Origin of the sequence: Actinomycetospora termitidis (assembly GCF_030286555.1) — a bacterium.
GTDB classification, from domain to species: Bacteria; Actinomycetota; Actinomycetes; order Mycobacteriales; family Pseudonocardiaceae; genus Actinomycetospora; species Actinomycetospora termitidis.
Map to the genome: position 1 here is coordinate 77,548 of NZ_JASVWF010000005.1, position 22,296 is coordinate 99,843.

The following is a 22,296-nucleotide window of genomic DNA, read 5'->3' on the forward strand; positions in this document are numbered from 1 at the left end:
GCGCCCCCGGGCCATGTGCCGAGGTACCCGATCGTGCCCCGGCTCACTCCTGGCCGAACATCTCGACTCCGGGCAACCCGGGCACTCCGCCCACGACGGCCGCGCGGTCGCGCGATCGGGAGCAGACTGGCCCTCGTGTCGATCGACGAGGCCGCACCGTCGCGGACGGACGTGATCGCGGAGCTGACCGGCCCGGGCGGGGCGTTCGAGCTCGCCGAGACGCAGGTCCGCGGTGTCCCGCTCCGCGTGCACGTGACCGGACCGCGGACGCTGCGCGAGGCGCACGAGGGCCTCGAGGTCCCCGACGACCGGCTCTTCACCCTCTACGACGGCGAGCGGGTCACCTTCGGCGAGCACCGGGCGCGGGTGGCCACCATCGCCCGGCGCCTCGCCGCGCACGGCCTCCGCCCCGGGGACCGCGTCGCCGTCTGCCTGCGGAACTACCCGGAGTGGCCCGCGGTGTGCTGGGCCGCGTGGGTGTCGGGGCTGGTCGTGGTGCCGCTCAACGCGTGGTGGCAGGCGAGCGAGCTCGCGCACGCCGTCGCCGACGCCACGCCGGGCCTCGTCGTCGCGGACGGCGAGCGGTCCGCGGTGCTCCGCGAGGTGACCCCCGACGACGTCCCCGTCATCACGGTGCGGGGGGACGCCTCGCCGTCGTTCGCGGAGTTCGTCGGCGAGGTCGAGGCGCACCCCCTGCCCGAGCACCGACCGGACCCCGACGACGACGCCTTCATCCTCTACACCTCGGGGACCACCGGACGCCCGAAGGGTGCGGTCGGCACCCACCGCAACCTGGTCACCGACATCGCCAACCGCCGGCTGCTCGCCGTCCTCGGGCAGCGGCTCTCCGGTGTGGTCCCCCCGGAGCGTCCCGGCACCCTGCTCGCGTTCCCGATGTTCCACGTCGCCGGTCTGTGCGCGATGGTCAACGCGACCGTCGCGGGTTCGGTCCTCGCCACGCTCTACCGGTGGGACGCCCGGGAGGCCCTGCGCGTGATCGCGGACGAGGGCCTCACCACGGTGGCCGGGGTGCCGACGATCGCGAGCGACCTGCTGCGCGTCGCCGAGGTCGACGGTGCCCGGCCGGCGCTGGCGTCGCTCGTCGGGATCGGCATGGGCGGGGCGCCGATCCCTCCCGAGCTCGTCCGCCGCGCCGCACCGGTCGCCGCGCCCAGCAACGGCTACGGCCTCACCGAGACCACGTCGGGCATCGCCTTCAACAACGGCGAGGCCTACGTGGCGGCCCCCGACGCCGTCGGGCGCGCGGTCCCCAGCGCGGACGTCCGGGTCGTGGACCCGGCGTCGGGAACGGATCTTCCCGACGGCGAGGTGGGTGAGCTCTGGTTCCGCGGGCCCAACGTGGTCCGCAGCTACTGGAACGCCCCGGAGGCGACGGCCGCGGCGTTCGTCGACGGCTGGTTCCGCACCGGCGACCTGGGGCGGGTCGACGACGGGGTCATCCGGGTCGTCGACCGACTCAAGGACGTCGTCATCCGCGGCGGCGAGAACGTCTACTGCGCCGCGGTGGAGGCCGAACTGCTCGAGGTGGACGGGGTCCTCGACGCCGCGGTCGTCGGGATCCCGCACCCGTCCTACGGGGAGGAGGTCGCGGCGGTCGTCGTGCACGCGCCGGGCCACGTCCCCGACGAGGAGGCCCTGCGCGCGCGGGTCGCCTCGCGCATCGCGGCCTTCGCCGCCCCGACGACCGTCCGGACGACGACGGAACCGCTGCCCCGCAACGCCGTCGGGAAGGTCCTCAAGCGCGACCTGCGAGAGACGATCACCAGGGCGTGAGTCCCTCGCGCGAGAGCGACCGGCCCGACGGCCCGTCGGTGTCGAGCACCGCCGCGACCAGCGCGTCCGTGCCCTCGTCGAGGGTCTGATGTCCCTGGAAGTCGTTGAACTCGGTGGCCGTGTAGCCCGGGTTCACCACCGTGACCAGGACGTCGGGCAGCGTCTTCGCGTACATCACCGAGAGCATGTTCAGCGCCGACTTCGACGACGGGTAGGCGAGGTACGGGTAGTTCTCCCAGCGTCCCTCGTCCATCAGGCGCAGCGAGCCGAGCTGCGACGACACCATCACGAGCCGCGGCGTCTGCGACGCCCGGAGCAGCGGCAGGAAGGCGCGGGTCACGCGGACCGGACCGACGACGTTGGTCTCGAGGACGTCGCGCACCTCGTCGGCGGTGGTGTCGGCGGGCGCGGTCTGCGTGCCGGCGATCCCGGCGTTGTTCACCAGGACGTCGAGTGACCCCAGGTCGGCCTCGACCTCCTTGACGGCGGCGGCGACGGAGGCGTCGTCGGTGACGTCGAGGGCGATCGGGCGGATGTTCTCCTCGGTGAAGCCCGCGGCGTGTGGGTCCCGGCAGCCGGCGAGGACGGTGACGCCCTGCGCGGCCAGACGTCGGGCGGCGTGGGCGCCGATGCCGCGGGAGGCGCCGGTGATCAGTGCTGTGGTCATGCCGCCACCGTCCGCCCGGCCCGCGGTGCCTGCCAGGGACCGACGGTCCCAGGCAGCGGGCCGCGGGGAGGAGCAGGCTGGAGCCCGTGAGCGACACCGGAGAACTCGCCGCGGCGCTGCGTCAGTGGCGGGAGCGCATCTCCCCCGCCGACGTCGGCCTGCCCGCCGGCCCCCGCCGCCGCACGCCCGGGTTGCGGCGCGAGGAGGTCGCGCAGCTCGCGGGCGTGTCGGTCGACTACGTCATCCGCCTGGAGCAGGACCGCGGGCCGCACCCGTCGGAGTCCGTCCTCGGCGCCCTCGCCCGGGCCCTGCGCCTCGCGCCGGCCGAGACCTCGCACCTGTTCGACCTGGCGGGTGTCGCGCTCCCGGCGCCCGACCGGGTGCGCGACGCGGTCCGGCCGTCGGTCCTGCGCCTGCTGGACCGCATGCAGGATCTGCCCGCGATGCTCGTCGGTCCCCGCGAGGACCTGCTCGCCTGGAACCCGCTGCTCGCCGCCCTGTGGGGCGACGTCTCGGCGGTGCCGCGCGAGCGCCGGAACATGCTGTGGTTCCAGTTCGGCGAGGACGCCGGGATCCGGCTCGCGACCGACGAGGACGGGTCCATGGACCGGCTGGAGCTCTCGACCGTGGCCCGCGCCCGCGCCGCGATGGCCCGCTACCCGCGTGACCGCAGGCTGCGGGGCCTCGTCGACGAGCTGCACCGCACGCATCCCCGGTTCGCCGAACTCTGGGACGCGCGCCCGGTCGAGCACCGCCGCGTGGAGCGCAAGCGCTACCTCGTCCCGGGTATCGGCGCGCTCGTCCTGGACTGCGACGTCCTCGAGGTGCCCGAGGACGACCAGCGCCTGGTCGTCTACTCCGCGGCCCCCGGGACCGAGGACGCCGAGAAGCTGGACCTGCTGCGGGTGGTCGGCCTGCAGGCGGTCTGACTACTGGCCCCGGAAGACCGGCTTCTCCTTCGCGACGAACGCGTCGACGGCGTTGCGGTGGTCCTCGGTCGCGCCGAGGCGTGCCTGGGCGGCGGCCTCGTGGTCGAGCACCTGGCGCAGCGAGGACACCGTCCCGAGCGCGACGGCCTCCTTGATCTCGGCGAACGCCAACGTCGGGCCGGCCGCGAGCCGGCGGGCCAGGGCGAGTGCGGCGGCGTCGGTCGCCGCCGGGTCGTCGGCGATCTCCCGCACGATCCCCCAGTCCCGGGCCTGCTCGGCGGTGAAGGTGTCGCCCAGCATCAGCAGCTCGGTGGCGCGCGAGGAGCCGACGCAGTGCGCGAGCGTGCCGGAGAGCCCGGAGTCACCGCCGAAGCCGATTCCGGCGAAGGCGGTGGCGAACTTCGTGCCCGCCGTCGCGACCCGGAGGTCGCAGGCCAGGGCGAAGCCGAGTCCCGCCCCCACCGCGGTGCCGTTGATCGACGCGACGACCGGTTTGCGCATCGTGCCCAGGGCGGACGCGATCCGGTTGTAGTGCTCGGGCACGGTCGAGAGCGCGTCTGCGCCGATCGCGCCGTCCTCGCCGGAGCGCAGCGCCTCGGCGTGCTCGCGCAGGTCCTGCCCGACGCAGAACGCCTTCCCGCTCGACGCGAGCACCACCGCGCGCACCGACGGGTCGTCGGCCACGGCCTCGAGCGCGTCGCGCAGCGCGACCTTGAGCTCCACCGTGAGCGCGTTCCGGTTGTCCGGGCGGTTGAGCCGGACGGTGGTCACCGCCTCCTGGTCGTCGGTCTCGACGAGGACGGCGGGCTCGGCGGCGCTGCTCATGACCGTGATCGTGACACGTCCGGCCGGGTCGAGCTCCGCTGCGCTCCGTCTCCCGTCAACCGGGTCGAGCTCCGCTGCGCTCCGTCTCCCGCGAACCGGGTCGAGCTCCGCTGCGCTCCGTCTCCCGTGATTCAGTGGGGGCGTGAGGCCCCATCCCGCCGCGATCACGGTGTTCGTCGCCGTGGTGTGGGTGATCGGCGTGCTCCTCGCGACCAGTTCCCTGCACGGCACCGGCGCCCGGGACGTGGGCGTTCGGGCCTCCGGACCCGAGGGGCCGTCCGTCGCGGAGCTGGCCGAAGGTCTCTGCGCGCCGACGGTGTCCAACCCCGGCGGGACCAACAACTACGTCCCGAAGGCGCCTTTCACGGACCCGCTCGGGCAGGGGTTCACCGTCACCGGCACCGTCCGGGACGAGGCGTGCCGCCCGCTGCCGGGCGTCCGGGTGCAGGTGTGGGCCCAGACCGCGACCGCGAGCGAGCAGCGCAACCGGACCTCCGTGCGCACGGACGCCCAGGGTCGCTACCGCGTCGATTCCGACCCGCTCGTGGCGCAGTTCGGCGAGCCGAACGTCCACGTCGGGTACGACGACCCCGGCCCGTGGCGCCGCGTGTTCCTGCGCAACGTCACCCGCGACGGGGACACGGGGGCGCAGGTGGACCTGGTGCTCTCGCCGTGAGGGTGGCGGTCATAGCTGCGGGTGTGCTCGGCCTGGCGGGCCTCGTCGTCGCGACGACCTCGCCGCACCTGGCGGGCGCCCCGATCGTGCTGGCGGTCTCGACGCTGACGGCGACCGTGGCGGTCGTCGGCCTCGCCGTGCAGCCGTGGCTCGCGCGTCGACGGGTGCGCGCGCACGCGGCGACGGGGCTCGCCGTGCTCGCCCTGGTCGTGGTGCACGTGGTCGCGCTGCTCGTGCTCTCCCCCGACGACGCGCTGTTCGCGATGTCGCCGGACGGCCCCACGCGGGCGCGGATGGCGCTGATTTCGCTGGTGCTGCTCGTCGTCGTGGTGGCGCTCGGGCTCGCCCGCCGGCGACTCGGGTGGTCCGGGCCGACGTTCCGGCTGCTGCACGGCGGGTTCGCCCTGCTCGCGGCCGTGCTCGGGGTGGGTCACGCCGTGCTGACCGACGGCGCCCTCGAGGGAGCCGGGACCGTCGTCCTGCTCGCCTCGGGGGCGCTGTCGGTGCTCGGCGGGGTGGCCGCCGCGATCAGGAGGCGACGGGTTCGGCCAGCGGTTCCGGCATCGGGAACAGCGTCAGCAGCCGGTCCACCGCCGCGCGGTCCCCGCTGACGGTGAGCATCCCGTCGTCGACCGCCGCGTCGAGCGGGCGCCCGGTGTAGAGCACCGCGGCCCACGCCTCAGGGGTCGGCGACACGATCGTCGCGTCCGCACCGTGGGTCTCGCCGCGGACGATGGTGAACTCGCCGTCGTCCAGGGTGGCGACGAACGGCTGGTCGGCCAGCACGATCTGCACCACCGCGGAGAAGCCGGCCGCCTCGGCCGCGGAGTACATCGTGCGCATCGACATGACCAGCGAGTCGACCCCGATGTGGTCGGCCTCGGGCAGCGAGCGGGAGGCCCACCGGCCGAGGGTCTGCAGCACCGGCTCGAGCTCGTAGCCCCAGTCGGTCAGCTCGTAGACCGCGGACGCGGCGGGCGGGGGCAGCCGGCGGCGCCGCAGCACCCCGGCGTCCTCGAGCTCACGCAGACGCTGGGAGAGCACGTTCGGGCTGGCGTGGGGCAGGCCGGTCCGCAGGTCGGTGAAGCGCTTCGGGCCGAGCATCAGCTCGCGCACCACCAGCAGCGCCCACCGCTCCCCGACCAGGTCGAGGGCATGGGCGGCCGCGCAGCCGTCGAAGTAGTCGCGCCGTGGAGCCATGCGCGCGACGGTACCCCGCATCCACCGAGAAGTCACTTTGTAGGACCGGGGATCGCCACATCAGGACGTCAGGGACCTCATGGTCCGACCACCCCGTGCTCCCAGGCCCAGGCGATGAGCCGCGGCCGGTCGGGCAGGGCCAGCTTGTCGAGGATCCGCCCCAGGTGGGTCTTGACCGTCGTCTCCCCGAGGTGCAGCCGTGCCGCGACCTCGGAGTTCGCCAGCCCGCGGGCGACCAGGCCGAGCACCTCGGTCTCCCGCGGTGTCAGCGCGTCCAGCTCGGCCGGACGGGCCGGGCGGGTCGCCGTCCGACCGTAGGCGGCGACGATCCCCGGCACGACGTCGGGGTCGATCGCCCCCTGCCCCGCCGCCACCCGGCGCACGGCGTCCAGCAACTCCTCGGGCGGGGCCGTCTTGAGCAGGAACCCGGCCACCCCGGCCCGCAGCGCGGCGTCGACCGTCGCGTGGTCGTCGAAGGTGGTCAGCACGAGCACGCGCGCCGGGGAACCCGCCGTCGCGAGGGCGCGGGCCGCGCCGATCCCGTCGAGCCCGGGCATGCGGACGTCCATCACGACGACGGCGGCCCCGGTCCGGCGGGCGGCCTCGACCGCGGCCCGGCCGTCGGCGGCCTCGGCGAGGACCTCGAGGTCGTCCTCGCCGTCGAGCAGCATCCGCAGGCCCATCCGGACGAGGGCCTCGTCGTCGGCGACCACCACGCCGGTCGGGCTCACGGCACGGCCACCGGCTCGCTCGCCGGGACCGGCAGGACCACTCGCACCCGGAACCCGCCGTCGGGACGGGGACCTGCCTCGAGGGTCCCGCCCGCCATCAGCGCCCGCTCGCGCAGGTGCACCAGGCCGTGCCCGGTGCCCGCCGGTTCGCCGCCGACGCCGTCGTCCAGGACGTCCACGGTGACGTGCCCGCCCTCCCAGTGCACGCCGACCTCGGCGCGGTCGGTGCCGGCGTGCCGGAGCACGTTGGTGAGCGCCTCGGCGACGATCCGGTGGGCGGAGGTGTCGACGGCCGGCGGGAGCGTGCCGGGTTCGCCGGTGACCCGGACGTGCACCGCCAGGCCGGCGCCCGCCAGGCGCTCGACCAGGTCGTCCAGCTGCCGCAACGACGGCGCCGGGACCAGCACCTCGTCGTCGCGGTCCTCGCGCAGCACCCCGACGACACGGCGCAGCTCGTCGACCGAGCGCCGCCCGAGATCCTCGACGGCGCGCAGCGCGGTCACCTCGGGCGCCTCGGCGTCGGCCCGTTCCAGACGACGGCGGACGACCCCGACCTGCAGCGTCATCACCGAGACCGAGTGCGCGACGGCGTCGTGCAGTTCCCGGGAGATCCGGGAGCGCTCCTCGACCAGCGCCAGCCGGGTCGAACGCTCGCGCTCGGCGGCGAGCTCGTCGGCCAGCCGTGCGAGCTCGGTGCTGCGACGGCTCTCCCGGCGCAGCAGCCACCCGAGCGACCAGGCGCCGCCCATGGTGGCGCCGAAGAAGACCAGCTCGAACCAGGGCGCGCCCGTGAGCATCGAGCCCGTCGCCCCGCCCACGGCGACCACCGCCGCCCCCGGCCCGCTGACCTGCAGTGGGAGGCGCCGGGCGCCGTACGCGACCAGGACCATCATCGTGATCAGCGCGATCCCGCCGACGCCCGGGTGGTCCGGGGCCGCGAGGGCCTGCAGCGGGAAGGTCGCCGCCGCCGCGAGGAGGCCGACCCACGGCAGCAACGGCGCGAGGAGCGCGCCCGTGGCCAGCGTCAGGACCGGGACCAGGTAGAACGCGATGTCGACCCCGCGGTAGACGCCGGCCTCGGCGGCCGAGCCGAGCACGACGACCGCTCCGGCGACGAGTCCGACGCCGAGCCGGGTCAGCGCCGGGTGCATCCGCCGCACGGTAGGGCGCGCGGCGTCGTCCCGGGTCCTCCTGCGGGAGGACCCCGCGTGGACCGCAGGACGAGCGGATCGGACCGTGAACACGATCCGTGACACTACGCCGCGCCCTACGGTTCCCGTATCGCTCGAACAGCGCAGCGAGAAACACGAGGAGCCACCATGACCACGCTCGACGCACCCACGACCGCCATCACCCCCACGCCGGCGACCGCACCCCGCCGGAATCTGCTGACCAGCGCCGGAGGCATCGCCCTCATCGCCTCCCCGCTGCTGCTCGCCGGCGGCATGGCCACGATCCCGCCCGGCGAGGACGGGACCACCGCGGGCTACGTCGCCTCGCTCGCCGCCACCCCGTGGCTGACGGGGCTGTCCGCGGGCCTGCTGCACTACTCGTGGGTGCTGTTCGCCCTCGGGGTGCTCGCGGTGCCCGCCCTGGTGCGGGGCTCGCGGGGCCGGGGCGTGGTCGGCGTCGTCGCCGTGGCCATGTCCTTCTGCGCCATCCAGATCTCGGGCCTGCTGCTCGGGGACTGGCACGCGATGGCGGTCGGTCGCGCCGTGCCTCGCGAGCAGGCCGGGGCGATCTTCGAGGCCGCGACCACCGACCTGTGGACGACCACGTGGCTGTGGTCGGGCAAGCTCGTCGGCTTCGCCGGGGTCGCGCTCGTCGTGATCGCGCTCGCCTGGGCCCGCTCCGTGAGCTGGTGGCTGCTCGCGCTCCCGGTCCTCGGGACGGCGTCGATGATGGTGCTGCCGATGCTGCTCGGGAACGCGGGCATCGCGCTGGGGATGCTCATCAGCGTCGGCCCGCTGTTCGTCATCGGCGCGAAGCTGGTGCGGCAGCGCTGACCTCAGAATGAACGAACGGCACTCTCGCGCACATAGATGCAGCGAGAGTGCCGTTCGTTCGTTCCGGCGCCTACGTGCCCGGCGCGATGAAGAACTCGAGGGCGATGCCGTCGGGGTCGCGGAACGAGATGCCCGACCCGTAGTGCGCCTTCTTGATGCCGCCGTGCTGGACGCCGAGTTCGTCGAGCCGGCTGCCCCACTGCTCCAGGGACGCGGAGTCGGGCAGCGCGAAGCCGACGTGGTCCAGGCCGGTGCGGTGCGCGTCGAACGCGTCCTTCGACTCGCGCCCCTGGTGGGTGTGCAGCCCGAACAGCATGCCGCCGTCGAGGGCGAACACGGTGTGGTGGAACTCGCCGCCCTCCTCGTCCTCGTCGAGCACGGGGTCGGCGCCGAACAGGCGGCTGTACCACTCGGTGGATCGCTGCAGGTCGGACACGGTGATCGCGACGTGCTGCAGGCCGGGGAACGACATACGACGGGCTCCTTTGCCTCGTGGACCGCTGGCTACCGGTGCTGCCAGACGGGCCGGCGCTTCTGCAGGAAGGCGGACATGCCCTCCTGGGCATCACAGGTCATCGCGTTGGTGGCCATGACCTCGCTCATCTCGGCGTAGGCCTCGTCCTCGGAGAGGTCGATCTGCCGGTAGAAGGCCTCCTTGCCGATGCGCAGGGTCGCCCCGCTGGCGTCGGCGACCTGGCGGGCGAGCTCCGCCACGCGCCCCTCGAGCGCCTCGGCGGGGACGGCCTCGTTGACCAGGCCCCACTCGACGGCGGTCGCGGCATCGATCGTCTCGCCGGTCAGGAGCAGCTGCATCGCCCGCTTGCGCCCGATCGCCCGGCTCACCGCGACCATCGGGGTCGAGCAGAACAGCCCGATCTTCACCCCCGGCGTCCCGAAGACGGCGCCCTCGGCGGCGACGGCGAGGTCGGCGGTGGCCACGAGCTGGCACCCGGCGGCCACGGCCATGCCCTGCACCGCGGCGATCACCGGCTGCGGGACCTCGTGGACCGCCCGCATCATCTCGGTGCAGACCGCGAAGACCTCGCGCTCCTCCTCCAACGTGCGGTCGACCATCTTGGAGAGGTCGTGGCCCGCGGAGAAGGCCGGACCCTCGGCGGCGAGGACGATCGCGCGCACGCCGTCGGCGGCCGCGACCTGCCGGACCCCGTCGGTCACGGCGCGCATCGTGGCGACCGAGAGGGGGTTGCGGCGGCGGGCGGCGGTGAGGACGACCCGACCGGTCGTCCCGTCCACCTCCACCCGCACGGTGTCCTGTGCGTGCGTCACCGGTGCGGCCATGACCCATGGTCTAGCAGCCATGCCTTCCCGACGACAGGTCGGCGCGGGTCCCGGGCGATCATCCCCTCCGACCGCAGGGGTCAGGCCTGGGCCGACCCGTGGGCCGAGGCCATCCAGCGCTCCCGCCGCTCCTCGTGCGTGCGCAGGTGGTCGATCTCGGCGAGCCGGCGCCGCTGCTCGTCGGTGGCCGTGCCGTGCCCGACGGCGCGGGACGCCTCGGCCATCTCCCGGTCGGCCGCCTGCTCGCGGCGGTTGTGGGGACGCGACGGCAGCGAGGCCTCCGGGTCGTCCGACCGCTCGTCCTCCTGCGGCTCGCGGTAGGGGTTGTCGTCCGGGAGCTTCGCCGAGACCCGCCCGTAGCTCCCCAGGATCAGCAGCACGAGCCCGGCGCCGATCGAGAAGAAGACGTTGGGCAGGCGGAAGGCCAGCAGGTTGTACGGCGTCGCCATGATCGCGAGGTTGGCGAACGCCGAGACCAGGAAGAGGCCGCCGACGACCATCATCACGGTCGAGGACAGCCGGCCGCCGCGCGCGGCCGCGGCGAGGAGCACGACCGCCGTCACGATCGAGATCGTCGACAGCAGCCCGTTGGACGACAGCCCGAGGACCTGCGTCCCCTGCGTGTCGAAGAAGGCGAGCCCGCCGACGAAGCCGAGGACGCCGAACGCCGCGATCACGAGCGCGACGACCACCGCCCCGGCGCGGTGGACGACGACGACCTTGTGGTCGGGCGTGAGGTCGGAGCGGTCGATGTCGGTCATGGAGGTCCCCCTGGGCCGGGATGGCGGGCCGATAGGACGGGATTGCCGCTTCCCGTGACCTCAACCACCCCGCTTTGCGCATGCGGGAACGGGACGGTTCTGCCCCGGGGCGGTCCGTGTCACGGTCGCGGGCATGAGCGACAAGGTCCCCGCGGCCATCGTCGGCCCGGGCAACATCGGGACCGACCTGCTGGCCAAGCTCGGCCGTACGCCCTCGATCGAGGTGACGGCGATGGTCGGGGTCGTGGAGTCCCCGGGCCTCGACCGGGCGCGCCGGGCCGGCATCGCCGCGTCCGCCGAGGGCGTCGACTGGCTGCTCGCGCAGGACCCGCTCCCCCGCATCGTGTTCGAGGCGACCTCGGCGAAGGCGCACGTGGCGAACGCGCCGCGCTACGAGGCGGCCGGCATCCGCGCGGTGGACCTCACGCCCGCCCACCTCGGGCCGATGGTGTGCCCCGCGGTGAACATGCCCGACCACCTCGACGCGCCCGACGTCAACCTGATCACCTGTGGCGGACAGGCGACGATCCCGGTCGTCGCGGCGGTCTCGCAGGTCGTCGACGTGCCGTACGCGGAGATCGTCGCCTCGGCCGCCTCCCGCTCGGCCGGCCCCGGCACGCGCGCCAACATCGACGAGTTCACGCAGACCACCGCGCGGGCCGTGGAGGAGGTCGGCGGCGCTGCGCGCGGCAAGGCGATCATCATCCTCAACCCGGTCGAGCCGCCGATGATCATGCGGGACACGGTCTTCTGCGCGATCCCGGGCGAGCGCTACGACGACGCCACCACGAGCGCGATCTCGGCATCGGTACACGCGATGGTCGCGCGGGTCCAGGAGTACGTCCCGGGCTACACGCTTCGGGCCGACCCGCAGTTCGACCCGCCGCGGCCGGACTGGGACGGCAACGGGCGCGTCGCGGTCTTCCTCGAGGTCCGCGGCGCGGGCGACTTCCTGCCCGAGTACGCCGGCAACCTCGACATCATGACGGCGGCCGCGGCCCGGGTGGGCGAGCTGATCGCCCACGAGATGCTCACGACGGGGGTGGCCGCATGAGCCGTCCGGAGATTCGCCACGACGTCCGCATCACCGACACGACGCTGCGCGACGGCTCGCACGCGCAGGCCCACCAGTTCACCGAGCAGCAGGTCCGCGACACCGTCCGGGCACTCGACCGGGCCGGCGTCGAGGTGATCGAGGTGTCGCACGGCGACGGGATCGGCGGGTCGAGCTTCAACTACGGCTTCTCGCACACCGACGAGCTGCGCCTGATCGCCGCCGCCCGCGAGGAGGCCCGGAACGCCCGGATCGCGGTGCTGCTCGTGCCGGGCATCGGCACCGTCGACGACCTGCGCCGTGCGCACGACGCCGGCGCCGAGGTGGTCCGCGTGGCCACCCACTGCACCGAGGCCGACGTCAGCCCGCAGCACTTCGGCGTCGCCCGCGAGCTGGGCATGGAGACCGTCGGGTTCCTCATGATGGCCCACCGCACGCCGCCGGAGGACCTCGCGAAGCAGGCCCGGATCATGGTCGACGCCGGATGTCAGTGCCCGTACGTCACCGACTCGGCGGGCGCCCTGCTGATGCACGAGGCACGGGCTCGCTTCGAGGCGCTGGTCGCGGAGGTCGGCGACGAGGCGTGGGTCGGCTACCACGGCCACCAGAACCTCTCCTTCGGGGTCGCGAACTCGGTGATCGCCGCCGAGGTCGGGGTCAAGGAGATCGACGGGTCGCTGTGCGCTCTGGGCGCCGGGTCGGGCAACTCCCCCACCGAGGTCCTCGCCGCGGTCTTCGACCGGCTCGGCGTCTCGACCGGGCTCGACGTCATGGCGCTGCTCGACGCCGCCGAGGACGTCGTCCGCCCCTACCTGCACCGCTGGCCCAAGATGGACCGCAACGCGATCGTGCAGGGCTGGGCCGGCGTCTACTCGTCGTTCCTGCTCCACGCCGAGCACGCGGGCGAGCGCTACAAGGTGCCCACCCACGAGATCCTCCGGCGCTGCGGCGAGCTGGGGCTCGTCGGCGGCCAGGAGGACATGATCATCGACGTCGCGCTGGAGCTCGCCCGGGCTCGCGAGCAGGGCTGAGGAGGTACGTTCGGCGCATGCCCGTCGTCGAGATCCACCTGGTCGAGGGCGACCACGACGACCGCCGCCTCGAGGACCTGCTCCGGCGGGTCAGCGAGCGCTACGCGGCGGTCCTGGAGTCGCCGATCGAGCGCGTCCGGGCCTTCGTGACGATGCATCCGCCGCAGCACTGGATGACCGGCGGCGTCACCGCGGCCGTCGACGGCGACGCCGCGCCGTACTTCGCCGCCGCCGTCCTCGAGGGCCGGCCGGTGGAGCAGCGGCACCGGCTGCTGGCCGAGCTCACCGACGTGATCTGCGAGGTCCTCGGCGCCACCCGCTCGCGCGTGCGCGGGCGGGTCGTCCAGGTGCCCCCGGACGACTGGTCGATCGGCGGGGTGCCCGCCGCGACCCGTCGTCGGGAGGAGATCGTGGCGCGGTCCTCGCGGCTGTAGCGCGTCAGTCGCGGCGCAGGGTGAGCAGCTGCTCGGTGAACCCGCCGACCCGGTGCTCGGGGTCGACCAGGTGGACCTCGAGGATCCAGTGGCAGCGCCGCCCGGCGACGTCGACCGCGGCGTGCATCGGGACGTCGTTGCCCGGCGTGATGTAGCTGAACAGCCGGTCGGCGTCGATCAGGTCGTGCGGGAACTCGCCGACGAGGTGCCCGCTGTGCGGCCCGCCGAAGGTCCAGCCGTACTGCTCGGCGAGCGCGCACATGTGCGCGTAGAGCTGCTCACCGGTGATGTCGGGTGTGGCCTCGAAGTGCTCCCGCCCGGCCCGCCACACGCGGTCCAGATCGGCCGCGAGGCGGTGCTTGCGCGGGTCGTCGCCGAGGACGAACGTCCGCCCGACGTCGGCCTCCCACTCCGCGAAGACAGGACCGAGGTCGACGAAGACGATGTCGTCCGCGGCGATCTGCCGGTCCGGCGGGTTCTCCTTGTACGGCTGCAGCGTGTTCTCGCCCGAGCGGACGACCCGCTTGTGCCAGTGCCGCGACGTCCCGAACATCTCGGCCCCGAGGTCGCGCACCTCGCGACTCACCTGGGACTCCCAGGCCCCCGGGGCGATGAGCCCGCGCCGGCCGATCTCGGCGAACAGCTCCTCGGCGCGTTCCTCGGCCCGGACCAGTTCCTGGGCCCTGGTGTCCTCGTCCAGCGACGTCACCCGTCCGATGCTAGGCGCTGCGCGCCTACAGCGACGGCACCTGCCCGCCGTCGCAGCGGGTCGCGGTCCCGGTCACGTAGGACGCGGCGTCGCTGCACAGGAAGGCCGCGACCGCGCCGAACTCGGCGGGGTCGCCGAAGCGCCGGGCCGGGATGCCGGCCGCGACCCGCGCCTCCGCCTCGGCCTGCTCGATCCCCTCCCGCTCGGCGGTGGCGGCGGCGACCGCGGCCATCCGCGCCGTCGCGATCGAGCCGGGCAGCAGCATGTTCACCGTGACCCCGTCCGCGGCGACCTCCCCCGCGAGCGTCTTCAGGTAGCCGCCCAGGGCCGCCCGCCCGATGTTGGACAGCGCCAGGCCGGGGATCGGCGCCACCACCCCGGTCGACCCGACCGCCAGGATCCGGCCCCAGCCGCGGCGCCGCATGCCCGGGAGCACCAGGGACACGAGGCGCTGCTGGGCGAGCAGCAGCGGGACCAGGGCCGTGGTGATCTGTCCGGCGTCGACCTCGGTGGCCACGCTCGGCGGCGGGCCGCCGCTGTTGAGCACCAGGACGTCGACCTCGCCGGCCGCCTCGACGAGGCGCTCGGGCGCGCCGTCGGCCGTGAGGTCCACCCCGACGCCGACCGCGTCCGGGAGCTCCGCCGCGATCGCCGCCGCCCGGTCGGCGCGGCGACCGCTGACCACCACCCGCGCGCCCTCCGCGGCCAGCGCCCGCGCCGTCGCCTCGCCGAGCCCGGAGGTCGACGCACACACCAGGGCGGTCCGGCCGCCGAGTCCGAGGTCCATGCCGGCATCCTCGCGCGCTCAGCGCCGCGGCGAGACCCCGGCGTCGTCGTGGGCCCGCGGGGCGGGCGCACCCGCCCCGTCGTCGGGAAGGGCCGCCACCAACGCCATGATCAGCTCGTCCTGCGCGACGAGGTGCTGGCGCAGGTGCCGGCACTGCTGGAGCACGACCGCGGTGTGGTTCGCGGTCTCCACCACGCGCCGGTCCTGGGCCTCGCCCAGTACGTCCTGTCCGACCATGATCACGAACATCAGCACGAGCTGCGCGAGCGAGGAGCAGAACAGCAGGAACGGGAACGGATAGGGGTCCGGGATCACGCCCGCGAGGGCGAGCCCCATCCACCCGAACACGATCACGGCGGTCACGACGACGGCCGCGGTCGACCCGAGCCACTGCGCCGTCCACGCGGCGATGCGGCGGTTCCGGTTCGTCGCCGCGGGCGCCACGGCCTGGGGCGGGGCGATCATGATCGGCGCGGTGTCGCACGGGTCGAGCCGGTCGCGCGGGTCCGCGGCACGGTTGAGCATCCGGGCCTGCGCGTCGATGTGCTCCTGCAGGCGGTGGCACTCCGCGAGGATGGCCTGGGCGTCGTCGTAGGTCTGCTGCGAGCGCCGCTCCCCCGCCGCGGAGAGCGTCCGCTGCCCCACCAGGATCACGAAGATCAGCAACAGCTGCACGACGTTCCCGACGAACAGCAGGACGGGATAGGGGTACGGGTCGAACCCGAGCACCTGGCGCGCGCCGAGCACCATCCACAGCGCCGAGAGCCCGACGGTCAGGTAGACGGTCAGCATCGAGCTCACCCGCCGCGTCATCCAGACCGCCGCCCGGTCGCCCGCCGTCCCGAGCTCCGGATCCGTCACCCGCGCCACCCGAGGTCCCCCGTCGTGCCGGTCCGCCGTCCACCTCCCGGGCCCGGCCCACCCCGAGGTGCTGTCTCGATCCAGAGACGTCCGTGGGACGCGCCCGCACCGTTCCAGGTTCCGAGGTTGCGCCGATCGAGGGGGCCGGCGATTCAGCATGCCTTGTGCGGCATATGCCGTTGTCGATATACAGGACGGGTGACCACGACCTGGACCGCGCTGGCCGACCCGACCCGCCGCGCGATCCTCGACCTCCTCCGCGAACGGCCGCACGCGGTCGGCGAGGTGGTCGACCGCCTCGACCTCGCCCAGCCGGTGGCGTCGAAGCACCTCGCGACGCTGCGCCGGGCCGGCCTGGTCCACGCGCGGGTCGACGCGCAGCGCCGCGTCTACTCCCTCGACCCGCGCCCGATCCTCGAGCTCGAGTCCTGGCTCGCCCCGTACCGCGCGCTGTGGTCCCACGCGCTCGACCGCCTCGACGACCACCTGGAGGACCGATGACCACCGGCACCTACCTCGAGATCGACTCCCGCCCCGCCCTGCGCTGGGTCCGCGAGTACCCCGACACCGTCGAGCGCGTGTGGGCGGCGATCAGCGACCCCACGGAGCTCACCGCCTGGTTCCCGGCCCGCGTCTCCTTCCCGGACGACGGGGTCCCGCGAGTGGGTCGGCCGGTCACCTTCTCCTTCACCGAGGACGGCGACGGCGGGACGGGAACGGTGCTGGCCGCCGAGCCGCCGTCCCGGCTGGTCTTCACGTGGGAGGGCGACGAGCTGCGCTTCGAGGTGACGCCGCTGAAGGCCGGATCACGGCTGACCTTCACGACGATCATCGCCGAGCCCGACACCGCCGCGCGCACCGCCGCCGGCTGGGAGGTCTGCCTGGAGGCGCTCGACGGTGCGCTGTCCGGCGTCGGGGCGGAGGCCCCCTCGAGCAGCCCGACGCCGGCGTGGAAGCGGCACTTCGACGACTACGTGGCCGCCGGGGTCCCGTGGGGCGCCCCGATCCCGGACTGAGGAAATCCGCTCGCGCGCCCGACGTCGGGTGTGCGTGGATGGACCCGTCGCGCGGCACCTCGCCGCCCGACGGAGTCGAGGAGTGCCTGTGCCGACCGTCGCCCGGCCCGGGGCGCGCCGCTGCGCGCCCGGCCGCTGTCGCATCCGCACCCCGCGCTGAGGAGCTCCCGGCGTGGGGTGACCTCCTCACGCCCACGGAGTCCTCGCAGTGCGCGAACGCATCCCCCGTCGCCGTCCCCGGTTCGACGACGACGAACCCCCCTCCACCCGACGTCGGGAACCCGAGGTCGAGCCGGACGGCCCGCCCACCGGCGACCGCTGGTCCACCTGGGCCGGCGCCACCCACGGCCCGGAGCCGCACCCGGGCTGGCTCGTCGTCGCCGAGGGCGCCGTCGACACCGAGCTCGGCGTCCTCAAGACCGGCAAGGAGGCCGACGTCCACCTGCTCGAACGGGCCGTCCCGGACGGGCCGTCGTGCCTGCTCGCCGCCAAGCGCTACCGCTCCGCGGAGCACCGCGCGTTCCACCGGGACGCGGCCTACCTCGAGGGGCGCCGCGTCCGCCGCTCCCGCGAGACCCGGGCGATGGCGAACCGCACCGCCTTCGGCCGCGACCTGCTCGCCGGGCAGTGGGCGGCCGCGGAGTTCGCGGCGCTCGGCACGCTGCACGCCGCCGGCCTGCCCGTGCCGTACCCCGTCCAGTACGACGGCACCGAGGTCCTCCTGGAGTTCCTCGGCGCCCCGGACGGCACCGCCGCGCCACGCCTGGCCGGCTGCCGGCCGGACGCCGACCGGCTGTGGGACTGGTGGGAGCAGCTGACGACCGCGCTGGTCGGGCTCGCCCGGCTCGGCTGGACCCACGGCGACCTGTCGCCGTACAACGTCCTCGTCGACGGCGACCGGCTGGTGCTCATCGACCTCCCCCAGGTCGTCGACCTCGTCGGCAACCCGCACGGGGCGGAGGTCCTGGTCCGCGACGTGCGCCGGATCGCGGAGTGGTTCGCCGCCCGCGGCGCCGTCGTCGATCCGGAGGCGCTGTTCCACCGCCTGGTCGCCGAGGCCGGGCTGGTGCCCTAGAAGAGACCTCGCCGGGCGCCGACGTCCAGAGCCAGGGTGGAGCCGGTCAGGGCGTCGGCCTCCGGGTCGAGGAGGGTGGCGACGGCCCACGCCACCTGGGCCGGCGTGACCAGCGCCGCGAGCGGCGACTCGGCGCGACGTTCGTCCAGGATCACCCCGACGTCGACCCCACGCTCGTCCGCGCGGGCCTGCGAGAGCCGCCGCAGGCGGTCGGTGTCCGCCGGTCCGGGCGCGACGAGGTGGGCGGTGACGCCGTCCGGGCCGTGGTGGTCGGCGAGCTGGCGGACGAGGTTGGCCAGGGCCGCGTTCGTCACGCCGGCCGCGCAGGTGTGCGGGGACGGTTCGCTGCCGTAGTGCCCGCCGAGGGCGACCAGCCGGGACCCGGGTTGCAGGCGGTGCTCCACGGCCCGGACCAGGCGCAACATCCCGCCGACCTTGAGCGCCACCGCCGACCCGAGTGCCGCCGGGTCGATCGACGGCAGCGGTCCGGCCGCCGGGAGCCCGGCGGCCTGCACCACCACCCGCACGGGGCGGTCCAGCGCGTCGACGGCGTCGCGGATCGTCGGGATCGCCTCGTCGGAGCCGATGTCCGCGGCGCACGGGACCGTTCCCGACGTCGGGTCGGGGGGCTTCCGTGCGACGGCCACCACCGTGAGACCGGCGCGGGTCAGCCGCTCCGCGATCGCGGAGCCGAGGGCCCCGGAGGCGCCGACGACGACGGCCGTGCCGTCGCTCATGCTGCGGCCCGGAGGGTGAGGAGGTCGCGGGCCCGGGCGACGGCCGCCCCCGGGTCGCGGAGGTCGACCTCGACGGTGACGATCCCGGCGGCGCGGGAGCCGGCGCAGTTGCCGGGGACGTCGTCGAGGAACACCACCTCGTCGGCAGGGAGACCGAGAACCGCCAGCGCGTGGGCGTAGGCGCGGGAGTCCGGCTTGAGCACGCCGGTGACCGACCCGTCGATCACGGTGTCGAAGCGCCCGAGGACGGGATGGCGGGTGAGGTCCGCGTCGCCGTGGAAGGCCGCCAGGTCGTTCGTGAGCGCGGCCACCACGAGACCGGCGGCGTGCGCGTCGTCCATCAGCGCGATCACCTCGGGCCGGAAGGGCTCCGTCCCCGTGTAGAGCGCGTCCATCAGTGCCGGCACCGTGCCCGGGCCGCCCGTGATCGCCCCGTATTCGGCGGCCCGAGCGGCCCAGTAGGCCCGCTCGGTGCCGTGCCCGGCGAGGACGTCGTCCCACGCGGGGTCCGGGCGGGGTCCGAGGAGGCCGCGGACGTCGGTGAACTCCCGCGGGGCGTCGAACTGCGCCATCCGCTCGTGGGCCGAGGTGAGCAGGACGCCGCCGATGTCGAGCAACAGTGCCCGGGGGGTGCTCATCGGCCGCACGCTAGGCCCCCTCCGAACGAGCAGGCACCCTCCCGTTCGCCCGGACGCAACGTTCCCTCCCCGGGAACGTGTTGCTTGCGTCACTCCCCCGGTTGGTTGACCGTCGGCTCGATCTCATCGCCGAGGAGGGTCCAGAAGATGGCCAACGTCGTCCCCGTCGACGCCTGGAGCACGGGCGAGTGGTACCCGGGATACAAGCCCGAGTTCTTCGACATGCCCTGGATCGTCGACCCCGCCGGCCCGTTCCGGCCGGGCGACGAGAACAGCTTCTGGTTCCTGGACTTCCACTGGTCCCGTGGCCTGACGCCCCTGGGCGCGACGCTGTGGAGCGGCGACGGCTACTGCTGGGGCACCCAGCACGCCGCCGAGTCCCTCCCGCTGCCGCCCGGGCGCGGCGTGAGCGCCCGGTTCGCCGGCACGCACCTCTACGGCAGCGCCCTCCCCGAGACCGACCCGGCCCAGATCGAGGCCCGCGCGGGCCGCATCGCCACGAATCTCCCGCACTTCCTGCAGAACTACCGCAGCATCTGGGAGAGCGGGCGCGACGAGCTCGAGAACACCTGGTCGCAGTTCCGGGCGATCGACTTCACGCAGGTCAGCGGCGACGACCTGCCCGACCTGCTGGTCAAGGCCCGCCGGTACCACAAGCGCTCGATGGAGATCCACTTCGGCGTCATGTACCCGATGCTGGCCAACTTCCTCGGCTTCTACGGGGCCTGCGCCGACATGGGCATCAACCCCAACGAGATCGGCAAGTTCCTCCAGGGCGAGGACACCAAGATCATGGAGACCGACCGCAAGCTCTACGACCTGGCCCTCAAGGCCCGGGCTGCGGGGCTGGAGCCGGTCTTCGAGGCGCACGACGGCGGCCGGCTGCGCGAGGCCCTGGGCCGGCACGGCGGCGCCGCCTCCGGCTGGCTGACCGAGTTCGACGACTTCCTGCAGGTCTACGGCTACCGCGCCGAGGCCACCTGCGACGTCGGCGTGCCGAGCTGGATCGAGGACAACACGATCCCGCTCGACCTCGTCAAGACGTTCCTGCAGCGGAAGGACTCCCACGACTTCTCCCGCGCGGCGACCAACGCCCTGGCCGAGCGCGAGGAGGCCATCGAGAACGCCCGGGCCGGCCTCACCCGCGAGGAGCAGGCCGTCTTCGACGCCGGCCTCGCCTCCAACCAGGCGGCCAACTTCCCCTGGTGGCAGGACGACCACAACTACTACATCGACCTCAAGGTCATGCTCCCGCTGCGGTGGGGCTGCCAGGAGCTCGCGAGCCGGGTCAAGGCCGACCGCCAGGACGACATGCTCTACCTGTTCTGGCCGGAGCTGCGCGACGTCGCCAGCGGCGAGAAGCCCTACGACGCCGAGCTGCGCGGGCTCGTCGACGCCCGACGCCAGTACTTCGACGAGTGGCACGGCCGCCGCGGCGAGATGCCGAAGGTGCTCGGGACGATCCCGGAGAACGTCGAGGACCCGATCCTCATCGAGATCTTCGGCCTGAACCCGCACTCCATCCGGGCGGTGCAGAACCCGGACGCGGCGGCCCAGACCGTGATGAACGGCGTCCCGGCGGCCAAGGGCACGGCCCGCGGGATCGCCCGCGTCCTGCAGTCCTCCGACGAGCTGCACCGCCTCGAGCCCGGGTCGATCCTGGTCTGCGAGTCGACCTCGCCGAACTGGACGCCCGCCTTCGGCAAGATCGCGGGCTGCGCCTGCGACGGCGGCGGGATGCTCTCGCACGCCGCGATCGTCGGCCGCGAGTACGGCGTGCCGACGGTGACCGCGATCGGCGTCGCGACCCTGTCGATCGCCGACGGCGACGAGATCGAGGTGGACGGCTCGAGCGGCACCGTCACGGTGCTGCGCCGCGCGGCCGAGGTGGCCGCGTCGGCGGACGCGCCGCGGACGGAGGAGGTCACCGCATGACGCTGGTGTCGGGGGACGCGACCGTGGCCGAGGAACCCGAGCGGCACAGCTGCGAGGCGATCTCGTGGCTCGACGAGGTGGATCCGTCGGAGGCCGTCGCCCGGGGCGGCGCCAAGATGGGCCGGCTCGCCGAGCTGCTCGCCTCCGGGGTGCTCGTGCCCCAGGGGTTCGCCGTGACGGTCGAGGCGTACTCGCGGCACTGCCGGGAGTCCGGGCTGGACGGGCGGATCGACACGGTGCTCGGGGCCCTCGGGCCCGATCCCGACGACGCCGCGGTCGAGGCCGCGTCGGCGGAGATCCGCGAGATGTTCGCGGGCACGCCGATGTCCGACGGGCTCGCCGCACGTCTGACCGAGGCCTACGAGGAGCTGTGCCTGCGCTGCGTGGACGTGAACGTGCCGGTCGCGGTGCGCTCCTCGGCCACCGGCGAGGATGCGGCGGACGCCTCGTTCGCCGGCATCTTCGACACCTACCTGGGCGTCTCCGGTGTCGAGCGGGTGCTGGAGTCGGTCCGCCGGTGCTGGGGCTCGCTGTTCACCGCCCGCGCCCTGGCCTACCGGCTGCGCCGTGGGATCAGCCACCACGACATGCCGATCGCCGTCGGCGTCATCGAGCTCATCCACGCCCGGGCGTCCGGCGTGGCGTTCTCGGTGCACCCGGTCACCGGCAAGCGCGACCGCATCGTCATCGAGACCAGCTGGGGCTGGGGCGAGGCGATCGTGCAGGGCCTGGTCGACCCCGACCACGTCGAGGTCGGCAAGGCCGACGGCCGGGTGCTGCGGTACGACGTGGCGCACAAGAAGGTCGTCAGCGCGTTCGACTTCGCCGTCGGCGCGGTCACCGAGATCGAGATGCCGGCCAAGCTCGCCCACCGGCAGGTCCTCGACGACGAGCAGATCGCCGCGATCTCCGCCGCGGTGACGGCGATCGAGGAGCACTACGGGCACCCGGTGGACGTCGAGTGGGTCATCGGCCGGCACCGCCGGGCCGGCGACCCCGTCTGCATCGTCCAGACCCGTCCCGTCACCACCGTCGAGCCGGAGACGACGGCCGCACCCGCCTACGACCCGGTCGCCCTCGCGCAGAAGTACCTGTTCTCCGGGAAGCCGATCCCGGGTCGATAGGCGCGCG

Annotated in this window: 26 protein-coding genes; 13 read left to right on the plus strand and 13 right to left on the minus strand. The window is 74.1% G+C overall.

Features of this window, described 5'->3' with window-relative positions; genetic code table 11:
• Positions 1–135 precede the first annotated feature (135 nt).
• Positions 136–1,794 carry a class I adenylate-forming enzyme family protein gene (locus QRT03_RS21065; RefSeq protein WP_286055014.1) on the plus strand — a complete coding sequence of 553 codons (1,659 nt, stop codon included), beginning with the start codon at positions 136–138 and terminating at the stop codon, positions 1,792–1,794.
• Here QRT03_RS21065 and QRT03_RS21070 read toward each other — a convergent pair.
• Positions 1,781–2,461: an SDR family NAD(P)-dependent oxidoreductase gene (locus tag QRT03_RS21070; protein ID WP_286055015.1), complete on the minus strand. Its 681-nt coding sequence runs from the start codon at positions 2,459–2,461 to the stop codon at positions 1,781–1,783. The two genes, QRT03_RS21065 and QRT03_RS21070, sit on opposite strands and share 14 nt — an antisense overlap.
• Before the next feature lie 86 nt (positions 2,462–2,547).
• Between QRT03_RS21070 and QRT03_RS21075 the strand changes: the two genes are divergently transcribed.
• Positions 2,548–3,390: a helix-turn-helix transcriptional regulator gene (locus QRT03_RS21075; protein WP_286055016.1), complete on the plus strand. Its 843-nt coding sequence runs from the start codon at positions 2,548–2,550 to the stop codon at positions 3,388–3,390.
• Here QRT03_RS21075 and QRT03_RS21080 read toward each other — a convergent pair whose 3' ends face one another.
• Complete coding sequence (locus tag QRT03_RS21080; protein ID WP_286055017.1) at positions 3,391–4,215, minus strand: enoyl-CoA hydratase/isomerase family protein; 825 nt, start codon at positions 4,213–4,215, stop codon at positions 3,391–3,393.
• Between the two features lie 142 nt (positions 4,216–4,357).
• Here QRT03_RS21080 and QRT03_RS21085 point away from each other — a divergent pair, with 142 nt between their 5' ends.
• On the plus strand, positions 4,358–4,891 hold the full coding sequence (locus tag QRT03_RS21085) for a carboxypeptidase regulatory-like domain-containing protein (RefSeq protein ID WP_286055018.1): 534 nt from the start codon (positions 4,358–4,360) through the stop codon (positions 4,889–4,891).
• On the plus strand, positions 4,888–5,502 hold the full coding sequence (locus tag QRT03_RS21090; protein ID WP_286055019.1) for a ferric reductase-like transmembrane domain-containing protein: 615 nt from the start codon (positions 4,888–4,890) through the stop codon (positions 5,500–5,502). Before QRT03_RS21085 ends, QRT03_RS21090 begins: the two co-directional genes overlap by 4 nt.
• Here QRT03_RS21090 and QRT03_RS21095 read toward each other — a convergent pair.
• The 3 genes from QRT03_RS21095 to QRT03_RS21105 form a co-directional block, all read right to left on the minus strand.
• A complete protein-coding gene (locus tag QRT03_RS21095; protein WP_286055020.1) occupies positions 5,420–6,091 on the minus strand; it encodes a winged helix-turn-helix transcriptional regulator in 672 nt (223 codons plus the stop codon). The two genes, QRT03_RS21090 and QRT03_RS21095, sit on opposite strands and share 83 nt — an antisense overlap.
• A 77-nt stretch (positions 6,092–6,168) precedes the next feature.
• Positions 6,169–6,822, minus strand: a complete 654-nt coding sequence (locus QRT03_RS21100) for a response regulator (RefSeq protein WP_286055021.1) — start codon at positions 6,820–6,822, stop codon at positions 6,169–6,171.
• Entirely contained in the window at positions 6,819–7,973 is a 1,155-nt protein-coding gene (locus QRT03_RS21105; protein WP_286055022.1) for a sensor histidine kinase, read from the minus strand. The genes QRT03_RS21100 and QRT03_RS21105 overlap by 4 nt, the downstream gene beginning before the upstream one ends.
• A 168-nt stretch (positions 7,974–8,141) precedes the next feature.
• On the opposite strand from QRT03_RS21105, the gene QRT03_RS21110 reads away from it, so the two are divergent.
• On the plus strand, positions 8,142–8,828 hold the full coding sequence (locus QRT03_RS21110) for a hypothetical protein (protein WP_286055023.1): 687 nt from the start codon (positions 8,142–8,144) through the stop codon (positions 8,826–8,828).
• Positions 8,829–8,898: 70 nt separating this feature from the next.
• Here the strand turns inward: QRT03_RS21110 and QRT03_RS21115 are convergent, their stop codons facing one another.
• From QRT03_RS21115 to QRT03_RS21125, 3 genes are all read right to left on the minus strand, one after another.
• Positions 8,899–9,300, minus strand: coding sequence for a VOC family protein (locus QRT03_RS21115; RefSeq protein ID WP_286055024.1), 402 nt, complete (start codon positions 9,298–9,300; stop codon positions 8,899–8,901).
• A 32-nt stretch (positions 9,301–9,332) separates the two neighbouring features.
• Complete coding sequence (locus QRT03_RS21120) at positions 9,333–10,127, minus strand: enoyl-CoA hydratase (protein ID WP_286055025.1); 795 nt, start codon at positions 10,125–10,127, stop codon at positions 9,333–9,335.
• A gap of 80 nt (positions 10,128–10,207) precedes the next feature.
• Entirely contained in the window at positions 10,208–10,888 is a 681-nt protein-coding gene (locus tag QRT03_RS21125; protein WP_286055026.1) for a DUF4383 domain-containing protein, read from the minus strand.
• 133 nt (positions 10,889–11,021) lie between these two features.
• Between QRT03_RS21125 and QRT03_RS21130 the strand changes: the two genes are divergently transcribed.
• From QRT03_RS21130 to QRT03_RS21140, 3 genes are read left to right on the plus strand one after another with little or no spacing between them, the layout of a single operon-like run.
• Positions 11,022–11,942, plus strand: coding sequence for an acetaldehyde dehydrogenase (acetylating) (locus QRT03_RS21130; protein WP_286055027.1), 921 nt, complete (start codon positions 11,022–11,024; stop codon positions 11,940–11,942).
• Positions 11,939–12,973, plus strand: coding sequence for a 4-hydroxy-2-oxovalerate aldolase (gene dmpG, locus QRT03_RS21135; RefSeq protein WP_286055028.1), 1,035 nt, complete (start codon positions 11,939–11,941; stop codon positions 12,971–12,973). Before QRT03_RS21130 ends, dmpG begins: the two co-directional genes overlap by 4 nt.
• Before the next feature lie 17 nt (positions 12,974–12,990).
• On the plus strand, positions 12,991–13,407 hold the full coding sequence (locus QRT03_RS21140) for a tautomerase family protein (protein WP_286055029.1): 417 nt from the start codon (positions 12,991–12,993) through the stop codon (positions 13,405–13,407).
• Between the two features lie 4 nt (positions 13,408–13,411).
• On the opposite strand, the gene QRT03_RS21145 is transcribed toward QRT03_RS21140, so the two are convergent.
• The 3 genes from QRT03_RS21145 to QRT03_RS21155 are packed head-to-tail and all read right to left on the minus strand — an operon-like array spanning position 13,412 to position 15,764.
• Positions 13,412–14,116, minus strand: coding sequence for a M24 family metallopeptidase (locus tag QRT03_RS21145; protein WP_286055030.1), 705 nt, complete (start codon positions 14,114–14,116; stop codon positions 13,412–13,414).
• 25 nt (positions 14,117–14,141) lie between these two features.
• Complete coding sequence (locus QRT03_RS21150; RefSeq protein WP_286055031.1) at positions 14,142–14,903, minus strand: SDR family oxidoreductase; 762 nt, start codon at positions 14,901–14,903, stop codon at positions 14,142–14,144.
• A gap of 18 nt (positions 14,904–14,921) precedes the next feature.
• Positions 14,922–15,764, minus strand: coding sequence for a DUF1003 domain-containing protein (locus QRT03_RS21155; RefSeq protein ID WP_286055032.1), 843 nt, complete (start codon positions 15,762–15,764; stop codon positions 14,922–14,924).
• 198 nt (positions 15,765–15,962) lie between these two features.
• Here QRT03_RS21155 and QRT03_RS21160 point away from each other — a divergent pair, with 198 nt between their 5' ends.
• The 3 genes from QRT03_RS21160 to QRT03_RS21170 all read left to right on the plus strand — a co-directional run bounded on the left by QRT03_RS21160 (position 15,963) and on the right by QRT03_RS21170 (position 17,855).
• A complete protein-coding gene (locus QRT03_RS21160) occupies positions 15,963–16,265 on the plus strand; it encodes an ArsR/SmtB family transcription factor (RefSeq protein ID WP_286055033.1) in 303 nt (100 codons plus the stop codon).
• Positions 16,262–16,780, plus strand: a complete 519-nt coding sequence (locus QRT03_RS21165; protein ID WP_286055034.1) for an SRPBCC domain-containing protein — start codon at positions 16,262–16,264, stop codon at positions 16,778–16,780. The genes QRT03_RS21160 and QRT03_RS21165 overlap by 4 nt, the downstream gene beginning before the upstream one ends.
• 208 nt (positions 16,781–16,988) lie before the next feature.
• Positions 16,989–17,855, plus strand: coding sequence for a serine protein kinase RIO (locus QRT03_RS21170; RefSeq protein ID WP_345783273.1), 867 nt, complete (start codon positions 16,989–16,991; stop codon positions 17,853–17,855).
• Here QRT03_RS21170 and QRT03_RS21175 read toward each other — a convergent pair.
• Positions 17,852–18,592, minus strand: a complete 741-nt coding sequence (locus QRT03_RS21175) for an SDR family NAD(P)-dependent oxidoreductase (RefSeq protein ID WP_286055036.1) — start codon at positions 18,590–18,592, stop codon at positions 17,852–17,854. The two genes, QRT03_RS21170 and QRT03_RS21175, sit on opposite strands and share 4 nt — an antisense overlap.
• Entirely contained in the window at positions 18,589–19,230 is a 642-nt protein-coding gene (locus QRT03_RS21180) for an HAD family hydrolase (protein WP_286055037.1), read from the minus strand. Before QRT03_RS21180 ends, QRT03_RS21175 begins: the two co-directional genes overlap by 4 nt.
• Before the next feature lie 147 nt (positions 19,231–19,377).
• Here QRT03_RS21180 and QRT03_RS21185 point away from each other — a divergent pair, with 147 nt between their 5' ends.
• Positions 19,378–21,165 carry a PEP-utilizing enzyme gene (locus QRT03_RS21185; protein WP_286055038.1) on the plus strand — a complete coding sequence of 596 codons (1,788 nt, stop codon included), beginning with the start codon at positions 19,378–19,380 and terminating at the stop codon, positions 21,163–21,165.
• Positions 21,162–22,289, plus strand: a complete 1,128-nt coding sequence (locus QRT03_RS21190; protein ID WP_286055039.1) for a PEP/pyruvate-binding domain-containing protein — start codon at positions 21,162–21,164, stop codon at positions 22,287–22,289. The genes QRT03_RS21185 and QRT03_RS21190 overlap by 4 nt, the downstream gene beginning before the upstream one ends.
• Positions 22,290–22,296: the final 7 nt, after the last annotated feature.